The organism is Chryseobacterium sp. ISL-6, assembly GCF_018613715.1.
Taxonomy (GTDB): Bacteria; Bacteroidota; Bacteroidia; order Flavobacteriales; family Weeksellaceae; genus Chryseobacterium; species Chryseobacterium paludis.
In genome coordinates this window covers 16,551-28,676 of record NZ_JAGGPT010000012.1, presented here as the reverse complement: position 1 = coordinate 28,676, position 12,126 = coordinate 16,551, and the positions used below count along the sequence as shown (strand labels likewise).

7 protein-coding genes are annotated in these 12,126 nt (G+C 33.5%); 1 reads left to right on the top strand and 6 read right to left on the bottom strand.

Translation table 11 applies throughout. The annotated features are described in order from the left end of the window. Positions 1-272: 272 nt before the first annotated feature. From J7E44_RS21560 to ligA, 6 genes are all read right to left on the bottom strand, one after another. Positions 273-1,067: an MBL fold metallo-hydrolase gene (locus J7E44_RS21560; protein WP_214833578.1), complete on the bottom strand. Its 795-nt coding sequence runs from the start codon at positions 1,065-1,067 to the stop codon at positions 273-275. Between the two features lie 181 nt (positions 1,068-1,248). Continuing rightward, positions 1,249-3,387: a S46 family peptidase gene (locus tag J7E44_RS21555; RefSeq protein WP_214833576.1), complete on the bottom strand. Its 2,139-nt coding sequence runs from the start codon at positions 3,385-3,387 to the stop codon at positions 1,249-1,251. Between the two features lie 171 nt (positions 3,388-3,558). After that, on the bottom strand, positions 3,559-4,206 hold the full coding sequence (locus J7E44_RS21550; RefSeq protein WP_214833574.1) for an MgtC/SapB family protein: 648 nt from the start codon (positions 4,204-4,206) through the stop codon (positions 3,559-3,561). Positions 4,207-4,320: 114 nt separating this feature from the next. Then, positions 4,321-5,541 carry a T9SS type A sorting domain-containing protein gene (locus J7E44_RS21545; protein WP_214833571.1) on the bottom strand — a complete coding sequence of 407 codons (1,221 nt, stop codon included), beginning with the start codon at positions 5,539-5,541 and terminating at the stop codon, positions 4,321-4,323. 300 nt (positions 5,542-5,841) lie between these two features. Continuing rightward, positions 5,842-6,618 carry a leucine-rich repeat domain-containing protein gene (locus tag J7E44_RS21540; RefSeq protein WP_214833569.1) on the bottom strand — a complete coding sequence of 259 codons (777 nt, stop codon included), beginning with the start codon at positions 6,616-6,618 and terminating at the stop codon, positions 5,842-5,844. 113 nt (positions 6,619-6,731) lie between these two features. Then, the gene (gene ligA, locus J7E44_RS21535) at positions 6,732-8,738 is read right to left on the bottom strand and encodes an NAD-dependent DNA ligase LigA (RefSeq protein WP_214833567.1); all 2,007 of its coding nucleotides are present in this window, start codon (positions 8,736-8,738) and stop codon (positions 6,732-6,734) included. Between the two features lie 242 nt (positions 8,739-8,980). On the opposite strand from ligA, the gene J7E44_RS21530 reads away from it, so the two are divergent. Beyond that, entirely contained in the window at positions 8,981-12,085 is a 3,105-nt protein-coding gene (locus J7E44_RS21530; RefSeq protein WP_214833564.1) for a TonB-dependent receptor, read from the top strand. Positions 12,086-12,126: the final 41 nt, after the last annotated feature.

Here is a 12,126-nt window from a genome sequence, read left to right as displayed (position 1 = left end):
TATGAGACTTTTTTTTGTTACTACATCATGTAAAAAGAATCCAGTATCAATGATGAATGATGAATAATGAACCTCCTCCTCCTCCTCCTCCTACTACTACTACTACTACTACTACTACTACTACTACTACTACTGCACTTTTTAAATAATAACTTGATCAATAGAGGTGGGCTAAAGCCCACCTTCCATATAAATCAAAGTCCACTCGGCTTTAGCCAAAACTTAAAACTTTGCTGATAAACTTTCCATTTTACATTTTTAAGTACCATCCATTACTGATATTTGTCAAATGAGTTATTTACAATTTCTTTTGCATTTTTTTCAACATTCTGATAAGAGTAAAAGCCATAAATGGTATCAAAGTTTATTTCTTCAAAGCGTTTTTCAATTCTTTTAATTTCATTTAGCGGAAGTGGGATTCTGTTTGGATAGCTTCTCATCGTTGCAAAATGTTTCATTGATGGAGATAAATACATAGTATCTCCAATTAAAAGAGTTCCGTTTTCGCTCATCCAAGGTATTTCTATGACAGAACTTCCTTCAAAGTGACCACCAATATTATGGAGCCTGAGTTCGTCCCATAGCTTGATATTATTGCCATTCCACAATTCTATGAAACTTCCACCATTCACTATCCATTCTTTATCTTTTTCATGAATATAGATTTTGCAACCAAAAGCTTTTGCCCACATTTTCATATTTGAATAGTAATGTGGATGAGAGAATGCAATAACTTTTAGGCCACCATTAATTTTAATGAATTCTATAACCCCTTCATCAAGCAGAGGGATACAGTCCCAAAGTATATTACCACTTTCCGAGATTACAAATAGAGCTCGCTGTCCGATAGAGAATCTAGGTGTAATTAAGAATTCGTATAGCCTGTCGTTGAGCTTTTTTATTTCTACACTATGATTTTCTAATAGCTTTTCGTGATTTGTCCAGGACTGCCCACTTTGAGGCACTGCTTGTCTTTCGTCTTCACAAATGATGCATATATTATTTGTAAGGTCTTCGGAATATTGTGTGCCACATTCTGTACACATTTTAAGATGATTATCATTCATAAAAGAGTTTTTATTAAAGTTACAAACTGGTTTGATCTCATTAGATTAATTTTCTATAGATTTTACCTATGTGTAACAGTTATCCTTAGATTCCAATAGAATGATTTGCAAGTTTATATAAAAACAAAAAAACCTATTTAAGTGATTAAATAGGTTTTAAAATTTATAGTTGTAGAAACAATTATTTTATAATTTTCATCTCATCGATCAGCCATTTGGAATCGGCAAATTTATCAATAATGAATAGAATATATTTAGTGTCAACCATGATATTTCTGCTGAAACGAGGATCATAATTAATGTCACTCATTGTTCCCTCCCATTGTCTGTCAAAATTCAATCCTACCAAATTTCCATAAGCATCTAGAGCAGGGCTTCCGGAATTTCCTCCTGTTGTATGATTGGTAGCTGTAAATCCTACAGGGACATCACCACCTTTATCTTTGTAATTTCCAAAATCTTTTTTGTTATAAAGATCAATTAGTTTTTTTGGAACATCAAATTCATAATCTCCAGGAACATATTTTTCTATAACCCCAGCTAGGTGTGTCTGATAACCATAAGAAACAGCATCTCTGGGACTAGAACCTTTCACTTTACCATACGTTACACGAAGTGTAGAGTTCGCATCAGGAAAGAACTTTCTGTCTTTATCTGTTGTGATCTGCTGCGCCATGAATTTTTTCTGTAAAGCATCAATTTTTGTCTGAATTCCTGTAAACTGAGGATCAGCGGTTTTAGTATAAGTATCTTTTATATTTGAAAATAATTGATAAACAGGGTCTTTTTTAAGCGTTTTGATCAACTTATCCTGATTAGAAAATGCTTTGTCGATATCAGAACTTAGAGAAGCTCCATTTACAGTTGTTCTACCTGTGATAACAGAATTTTTAGAAATTTCTTCTATATTCTGGATATTCTGGATTTCATTTTTGAACTTATCAAACCCGGAAGGTAGAAATTGTGGTGCTGTTTTGTTTGCATACAATGCTAGCAATTTAGCAGTTACTTTTGCATCAAGTTCAGGACTGTAATCCTTGTAAAATGAAGTTAATTTATTTTTTAAAGCAGTAATTGCCTTTTCATCCATTCTTCCTGCTTCTACAGAAGCAATATAATTAGAATACAAGTTAGCTAATGCTAAAGTTTCTGCATTTCTGATCACCTCAGAGTAATATGCATTGTTTAAAGCATAAGGAGCTTGTTCTGTGTACAGTTTATTTAATTGATCTAAAGTTGTTTTAATTTCAGGATTTTTAGCAACCAAAGAACCTTCATACATTACTTTTTTCTCAACTGCATTGGACTTTTTAAGACCCTCAGCCTCACCGATCCATTTTTTCCAGTAGTTGGCTACAGATGCATATTTTGATGCATATTTTATGCGTGTTCCGCTATCAGTACGCATTTTCTCGTCTAAGGTTTTTAAAGCAACATCACGAACCGCTATTTTCGCAGGATCAATTTCATTCATGATCTTTTCAACTGCAATAGCTGGAAGATATTCCGTTGTCTTTCCTGGGAAACCGAATACAAATGTGAAATCATTTTCATTTTTATCCTTGATAGAAACCGGAAGATAGTGTTTCGGTACATAAGGAACATTGTCTGTTGAATATTCTGCGGGCTTGTTATTCTTATCGGCGTAAATTCTGAACATAGAGAAATCCCCTGTATGTCTAGGCCAAACCCAGTTATCTGTGTCACTTCCGAATTTTCCGATACTTTGTGGTGGTGCACCCACCAAACGAATATCTTTATAGGTCTCTATTGTATAAGCGTAATATTTATTACCGTAATACATAGATTTTACAGAAATAGATTGGTAGTTTTCTATTTTTTGAGCGTTTTTATAAATCTCAATATTGGTGTTGATTTTCTTTGAAAGTTCAGGCTCTGTAAGGTTATCTGTTCCTTCTAAAATCTGATCAGTTGCTTCTTTGATATCTACGATAAAATCTACTGTTACTCCCGGGTTAGGAAGTTCTGTACTCATGTTTTTTGCCCAGAAACCATTAGATAAAAGATCATTTTGTACGGTAGAATGAGCCTGAATCTGCCCGTAACCACAATGATGATTCGTCAGTAGTAGCCCTTTTGGTGAAATGATCTCAGCAGTACAACCACCGTTGAATTGTACAACAGCATCTTTAATACTTGCTTTTTGAGGGTTGAAGATGTCTTTTGCAGAGATTTTCATTCCCAGGTCCTTCATTTCCTTTTCATTCAGCTCCGTGGGGATCCACATTCCTCCGTATTGCTGAGCAAAAGCCATCGCAGCAGGCAAAAGAAATGCAGATAAAAGTATCTTTTTTATCATAATCAAAAATTTTGCTCAATTTACGAAGAAAATTAAAATTATAGGTTACAAAATGTGCTGAAAACACGCGCAGATATAAATAAAAGGGTACTTAATACCTTCTGGTGAAAAATATATTTGTATTGTTATAAAGGTATTTTTGATTGAGATATAGTATAAAGTATTATTACTTTAAAAATGATAAGATATAATTTTGGGGTCATTCATCATTTGCTTGATTAAGAATTCATGATGTTTGGTATTTCCTGTAAGCCTCCAAGTTGTCGTTAAACTTCCCTGAGAATATTGCTGTCTCATAATGAGGAATTTTAAATGATTGTTTCTAAACAATTCTTCACAGTGACTGATATGATCTGAAGCTGAAATAGCTATTTTATATTCTCTGATTTTATGGTTGTTATCAATAAAGTTTTGAAGGTAGCTAAGTGAACTAAGAACCAATAGCACTAAAGCAGTTCCTAATAAAGAAAAGTAAACATATCCAGAACCGATGGCCATTCCAATTGAAGCTGTTGCCCATATCGTTGTGGCTGTAGTAATTCCGTCTATTTTGTTATCACCTTTAAAAATAACTCCGGCTCCTAAAAAACCAATACCTGTAATAATATTTGCAGCAATACGGTCGGGATTTTGAACTCCTATTTTTATTGATAAAATAGTGAATAGACAAGATCCAAAACATACCAGGATAAAAGTACGGAGTCCCGCTGATTTATTTCGGTATTCTCTTTCTGCCCCTATAAAAAGCCCAAGCATTACTGAGATGAATATCAATAACAACTCATTTTGTATAGAATAGTGATCTTGTAGAAAATCCATTTGTCTAAAATTAAAACCTTGAATAAAAGTACAATAAATTCTTAAGTGATAACGAAAGCAGATAAAAAAAGACTGTCTATTAAGACAGTCTTAGATTTTTATAATAAGTTTTAATTAATTCTTGATAAACTTCTGCATAATAGATTTATCTTTTGTGAATAATTTAATGATATAATTTCCTTTTGTAAGTTCAGAAGTATTGATCGAATTATCGGTTACACTTACAGAACTCAAAATTCTTCCTGCAACATCATAGATTTCTGCTTTTATAATGTTCTCTTTTGATTTAATGAATAAAACATCTTTTACAGGATTTGGATAGATGCTGAATTGTATTTTATCATTATTAGTTTCCGATGTTCCTAAAGTATTCAGAACAGAAGTTGTAGAAGTATTTGTAATGATAGGTGCATTATAATCAAAATAAATTTTAGCTGTATTGCTGAAACTATCCCCAATAATCAAATTAGCTTTTGTTTTGATCTTAAATGAAATATATCCATCATTATTGGCGTCATCAAATGGAAGCTGAATATTTTCAAATATAAATTCTACAACATTGGAATTCACTCTTGTTACAAAATTATGACTTCCATGAAGAGAGACTAAGCTTGAAATATCAAATTTCGTAGCATCAATTTCATCTTTTACCACAATATTATGCGCGTTAGCTGTACCCGTATTTTCAAATCTGATAAGATAATGAACGTAATCTCCAACTTTAGCCTGAGTAATAGAAGTTCCTTCAAGACACGTTTTATCATTCGGATCGAGAGAATTAACTACAGTTTGGTTTAAAGTGAATGTATTATCTACCGGTGTATCATCTGTGGCTGCATTAACCTGTGCAGTGTAATGCAATATATCCCCACCATTTAAAGCAGGTATTTGTGTTGGTGTATTTAATTTAAAAGTTACTATAATTTCTTTGGTCTCGAAAGGCAAAAGATTGGTGAAATTCCATGATAGAATTCCCGTTGATTGTGAATTGGGAGCAATCGTAGAATTTAGATAGTTCATCAGATCGTCATTGAAATTATAAATCAAAGTTCCTGATTGTGTTGTAGTACCTTTATTTTTATAAATGATTTTATATTTTGTATCAAAACCGGGTGCTGCAGCAGTAACAGGGATTATAACTACTTCAAGGTCATTATGAGTCCCATTAGCTGTCATGCAAAAGTTTTGAGTTAATGGACTTGCTTGAGCTGGAAAGTTAGCTGTGACGCTTATAGGTGAAATATTAAAATAGGTTGGATTTTCAAGAACAGGTGTTATTGTATGGGAACCTGCTTGTACAGGAATCGAATAATTTCCAGAGTTGTTTGCTATCACACTACCTGAAGTAGTTCCATTAGTAATGTTGAATTTTTGAAAAGCTTTGCTTATATCATTAATATCACATCCGTTATTATTGCCATCATACTTTGTTTTCCCTAAGATTGTGTAAAATGTTCCCCCTGGAGTATAGGAACAATATGAGTTTACAACACATGAACTTGTAGATGGTAATAGAGCAACTACATTGGAAATTTCATAGTCATCTGCACAAATATAAACAAGATTTGGAGTACTGGAGAAAGTTGAATTATAGTTTTGTGTAAAGTTATTGATTCCATTCTTAATAAATAAAGATTAAAGATTAGGATTCATGTCGCAGGCAAAAGATTGTAGACTTGCATTTTGAGATAGATCAATAGTTGTAAAATGATTGTATGTGCAATTTAAAGATTGAAGATTTGGGAAAGCATTAAAATTAAGTGTTGTAAATTGATTACCTGCAATAACTAAAAATTTTAAATTGGGTGTTTGATTTAAAGGCAATGTTTGAAGATGATTTGATGTTAACGATAGGCTGTTGAGATTAATATTATTGTTAAAATATATATTAGAAAGCTGACATTGCGTCATGCTCACTTCGTACAAGTTTGTTAATCCGGACAGATCAATAGAAGGTATATTACTAAAAAAAATGTCAAGATCATATAATTGAGTACAACCTTGAATGTTTACTGATGATAGTACATAACATCTGCTAATATCTAATTTGTGCAATAAAGGACTATTACCTAGATCAATGGTTTGCAATAACGGAAAGTTATCTATAGAAAGGTTTGTAAGATTAGTGAAGCTTTTTATTCCTACTGTTGAAACAATATTATTAAAAAGGCTTGAATAGCTTGGCATTTGATCTATATCTAAATCTAATTTACTGATATTAGCAGCCTCGGACAGCTGAATTTCTCCATCATGATTTGTGTCGATGATTGTATTGTTATCATAAAGGTCTTTGGCCATATATGGATAATCAGAGACCAGTAAGCTTTTAAAATTTGCATCAGGAATATTTACAATCTGTGCTTGAAACACAGTAAACATAATCATACCAATGATTAAGTAGATTTTTTTCATGGATTATTATTAGTTTGTTATTTTTTAGTTTATTAGTAGATGAGCAAAAGTAAGCCATTAAGACTATATCTCAATGGCTTATTTGTTAATTATTAGTGAAAACTATAAAATTTTTATTGTTTTTCTATCAAATCCAAAAACTGCTGTTCATCAAGTATTTCAATTGTTCCGATATCCTGAGCTTTTTTTAATTTGCTTCCTGCCTTTTCACCTACAACAAGGAAATTAAGATTTTTAGAAACAGCAGAAATATTTTTTCCACCATGCTTTTCTACCATATCTTCAGCAGATTCTCTTGTGAATAAAGATAGTTTTCCGGTAAAGAGAAATGTTTTTCCATCAAGGACGTTCGATAAAACTTCATTTGTGTTTTCTCCTTTTTCCAGCTGAACTCCATAAGATTTTAGGCGCTCCAACATTAAGAGATTTTCAGAATTATTGAAAAAGGCTTCAATACTATAGGCTATTTTTGATCCTATATCTTCAACCTGACAAAGTTCTTCAGCAGTAGCAGCTTTTAAATCATCTATGGTTGCAAAATTTTTAACCAGTTTCTTTGCAACCGTTTCACCAACATGTTTGATACCAATTCCATAAAGAACTTTTTCAAAAGGAATTTCTTTTGATTTCTCAATTCCTGAGATAATATTCTGAGCTGACTTTTCTGCCATTCTTTCCAGGGGTAGAAGCTGTTCCTTCGTTAAAGTATAAAAATCTGCAGGGTTTTCGATCAGTTTTTCTCTATATAATTGTTCAATCGTTTCGCTTCCTAAATTTTCTATATTTAAAGCTTTTCTGGAAACATAATGGATCATTCTTCCAACCACCTGTGGTGGACAATGCAGCTCATTCGGGCAGAAATGGATGGCTTGATCCTCCACTTTTATAAGTTCTGTTCCACATTCAGGACAATGTTTGATGTATTCAATTTCTTTGCTTGCCTTGTTTCTTTTGTCTTTGTTGATCCCAACAATTTTCGGAATAATTTCGCCACCCTTTTCTACATAAACAAAGTCATGTTCATGAAGCTCAAGTTTTTTAATGATATCTTCATTATGAAGGGAGGCTCTCTTGACAATCGTTCCGGCTAGTAAAACAGGTTTTAAATTCGCAACCGGAGTAATAGCACCCGTTCTTCCTACCTGATAAGAAACACTTTGTAACTCTGTTTCTACCTTTTCAGCTTTAAATTTATAAGCCATGGCCCAACGAGGTGATTTTGCGGTATATCCAAGCTGTCTTTGCTGTTGTAAAGAATTAACTTTTAATACAATTCCGTCAATTTCAAATGGTAAGTTATGTCGCTCTGTGTCCCAGAAAGTGATAAAATCTTTTACCTCATCTAACGTTTTACAAAGCTTTGCCTGTTGAGATGTTTTAAAACCCCAGGTCTGGGCTTTTTGAAGCAATTCCCAATGCGTTTCTGCCGGGACTTCTTCAGAAATATATTGATATAATACAGATGAAAGTCCACGCTTTCTAACTTCAGCACTGTCCTGCATCTTTAGACTTCCGCTTGCAGTATTTCTTGGATTCATGAAAGGATCCAGACCTTCTTCCTCACGGAGTTTATTGATTTTGTCGAAATTTTTTCTGGTCAGATATATCTCACCACGCATAAAAAAACGATAAGGAAAATCACCTTTCAAGGTTAATGGAATATCTGAAATGGTACGTACGTTAGCTGTGATTTCATCTCCCTGAAATCCATCCCCACGGGTAACCCCTTGTATCAACTTCCCATTTTCATAAAGGATAGAAATGGAAGCTCCATCATATTTTAGTTCAGCAACAAACTCTACCGGATCATCAATGGTTTTAATAATACGCTTTTCCCAATCTTCAAGATCATCAAAGTCATAAGAATTATCTAGAGAATACATTCTGAATTGATGCAGAATGGTTGGGAAATTTTTGGTTATCCCACCACCAACACGCATACTGGGAGAATTCACATCGTGAAATTCAGGATGTTTTGCCTCAAGATCCTGAAGCTCCTTTAGTAACAGATCAAATTCTAAATCTGAAATGGTAGGTTCATCCAGTAAATAGTAATTTTCATTATGCTGATGAAGCTCTTTACGAAGCTGCTCTATCTTTTGTTGAATGTTTTCGGACATTGCGATTCTTTCTTTTGAGCAAAAATAACTAAAACAAATTTCATTTAGAAAATAAGGTAATTAAATAATCACAGAAAATTAAAATTTTGTAATGTGGTATAAGTGGTTGATAATGTAATTGATAAATGTTTTATTAGTAATTATTTAACATATGGTTATAATTTAATTAAAAAAATGTTAAAGCTTTCGTAAACGCTTAGCCACATCAGACCTAATACCTTTGCCCCAGCTAATTTGAAAAGATGAGAAAAGTAAAGATTGTATTAGGATTGTTGTTTTTAAGCTTTGGAACACTGGCTTATGCACAGACAACGCAGGCCTCTATTATCGGAAAAATCACCGGAACTAACACCCAGGAAAAGGTGAAAGTAACCATTGTGAATGAGTCAACGGGTTTTAGAACAGAAACGGAGACGAATTCAAAAGGGGAGTATATCTTCAAGGAGATTCCCCTTGGTGGACCTTATACGGTTATTGTAAATGATGAAAAAAGAGAAGGTTACAATGTCAATTTTGGAGATCAGGTTACTGTAGATGTCAATCTTGGAAGTAATGAAAAGGTGATTGAAACAGTAGTTGTAACAGGAAATCTGAAAAATAAAATTGGAAACCTTGGGGCAGCTACAGCTATTTCTGCTAAAAACATCGGAATTCTACCAGTAAATGGAAGAAACTTCACCAGTCTTAGTGATTTATCTCCTTTAAGTGGTAAAAACGGAAGTATTTCAGGTCAGTTAGGATCTTCTACTAACTTTACTATTGACGGAATGACAGCAAAAAATCCAACTTCTGCAGGTTCTACGACAAGTCGAAGTGGTGCTCCGTTTTCTATTTCAATAGAGGCGGTTCGTGAATTTAAAATCACAACCAATCAATATGATGTTACCTTAGGAAGAAGTGGGGGTGGAACAGTAAGTGCTGTAACAAAGTCCGGAACCAATAAATTTTCAGGAAGTGCCTGGGAATATTTAAGAACAAATTGGCTTTCCAGTAAGTATGATATCAGAGGGAACAAGATTAATAATGATTTCTCGACTTCTCAGTTTGGTTTCTCATTGGGAGGCCCAATTATCAAAAATAAATTACACTTTTTTGTGGCTTGGGATCATCAGTTAGATTCAAGACCTTTGCAGATTGCAGATATTAAATCGCATGATGATGAATTGAGATTAAATACAACAACGGCTACTTTAAATAAATTCTTAGATATTGCAAGAGCTAAATACGGAGTTGGAAATAACCCTCAGTTTGGAAGTTTTGACAAAGTAAGAAATTCTGATGCAGCATTTTTACGTTTAGACTGGCAGATCAATCCTAATAACTTATTAACATTAAGAAACAACTTTACGTACGATTTAAATAAAAACGGATTAGGAGACAATACGTCAATTAATGCATTTGAATCTTATGGAAATGATAAGAACTTAGATAACAGTTTATTATTGACTTTAAGATCCAACTTAAAGCCTAATATGACGAACGAATTAAAAGCCCAGTATTTATTCACATCACAAGATAGTTATCAGAATGACGAATTGGGACACGCTGTTCCCAGAGCGATCGTTGAGAACGTTGTTTCAAGTATAGACGGAAAAGATAAAGCGACAAATATCCAGATTGGAGGTCACCGTTTTGGACAGGAAAGTTTTAGAAATAATGTTTTCCAGATTGTTGATAATTTATATTACAATACAGATAAAATTAAATATACTTTCGGAGCAGATTTAATGTATACAATGGCAAAATCTATATACGGAAGTGAGGTGAACGGAAGATTCCATTTCAGGGAAAATCCTACAGTGAATGGGGGAGATAATCTATATAATTTCAACAATCTTATTGCGTACAGATATTACAGAGAAGTTCCTTTGATGGATGATCCTTCTGTGAAATCGAATATTTACAATTTAGGTGTATACGGTCAGATTCAAACTAAGATCGCTAAAGGTCTTGATTTAATGGCTGGTTTAAGACTAGATTACGGAGGTTATCCAAAGGCAGAATTGAATCAAAAATTATTTGATGAGATGGGTATCAGAACCGATAATCAAATCAAGTCATTTATTATTCAACCAAGATTTCAGTTTGATTGGAATATTAATGAAGGAAATAAAGATTTCGTGAAATTCGGAGCTGGTATTTTCTCTTCAGATATCAACAATTATATGATTATCAATAATTTGGTATTCGATGGAAGACACTTAGCAACAGTAGATGTTAATCCTTCACAAATTGGTTTGACTCCTGATTTTAATAGTTACAGAAATGATTATGGAACGGTTCCTTCGTTGCCTCAAAATCAGCTTCCAACAATTAACTATACAGGAGAAGACGCAAAAATTCCTATCGTTTACAAGGCAAATATCTCTTATACCCACTTCTTTAATGAAAGGTTTAGAGCTGGAATTGCAGGATATATGGCTTTGGGAAGAAATAATTATTTCTATTATGACCGAAATATGGTTTCTAATCCTTTTTTCACATTGAATAATGAAGGCGGGAGAGGAGTATATGTTCCGGCAGCTACAATCGGCGCAAACGGCGCAATGAACTGGAAAGAAGGAACAATTAACAAAAAATTTGGAAGAGTGCTTGAGCTTGTAAGTGATGGAAAGGTTAATCAGTTCTCTTTCGTAGCAGATACAAGTTACCGCTATTGGAAAGATGGAGAAATTACAGCGAGTTATACTTGGGCAGATATTAAAGACAACACTTCTTACAACGGAAACGTAGCAAACTCTGCGACTTTATCTACTTTGGTTTCAGGTGATCCAAGAAATTTAAGAATGTCATATTCTGATAATCAATTTAGAAATAAAGTAGTAATTTATGGTAACTCACCTACGATTGCTGGCTTTACTTTGGGGATCCGATATGTGGGAATGGGAGGTACACGTTTCTCAGTAACTGCTGGAGGAAATGTAAATGGGGATTTCGTTGATAGCAATGATTTAGCGTATATTTTCCCAAATCTTACACAGACGTTGATTGAGAGTCCTGAAGTTGGAAAAGCGCTAAAAGATTATATCACAGATTACAATAATAAAATTGCTGAAAGAAATGGTGGAAAGAACGGATTCTACGGAGTTTGGGATGTTCGTGTAGCAAAAAAGATCAAGTTTGAAAAAATAGGAGCCTTCGAACTTTCTGTTGATATCTTTAACGTAGCAAACTTACTTAACAAAGAATGGGGAATTAATAAATCCTATGGTAACATGTCTCTTTACAGAATTACAGGATTCGATCAGGCTACGAAGCAGCTTACGTATAGTTTAAATACCAGTGGTTTAGAGCCTTTATCAGGGAATCCTTACCAAATTCAGATTGGAGCAAAATATAGTTTCTAAAAATTTAATATTACCTTTATGTCAAAGTCTTAAACTTTGAC

Coding starts and splice junctions, on each gene's coding strand:
- J7E44_RS21550 (WP_214833574.1), bottom strand. CDS start 4,206: ATGGATTTTCTACAAGATCACTATTCTATACAAAATGAGTTGTTATTG.
- ligA (WP_214833567.1), bottom strand. CDS start 8,738: ATGTCCGAAAACATTCAACAAAAGATAGAGCAGCTTCGTAAAGAGCTT.
- J7E44_RS21530 (WP_214833564.1), top strand. CDS start 8,981: ATGAGAAAAGTAAAGATTGTATTAGGATTGTTGTTTTTAAGCTTTGGA.
- J7E44_RS21540 (WP_214833569.1), bottom strand. CDS start 6,618: ATGAAAAAAATCTACTTAATCATTGGTATGATTATGTTTACTGTGTTT.
- J7E44_RS21555 (WP_214833576.1), bottom strand. CDS start 3,387: ATGATAAAAAAGATACTTTTATCTGCATTTCTTTTGCCTGCTGCGATG.
- J7E44_RS21560 (WP_214833578.1), bottom strand. CDS start 1,067: ATGAATGATAATCATCTTAAAATGTGTACAGAATGTGGCACACAATAT.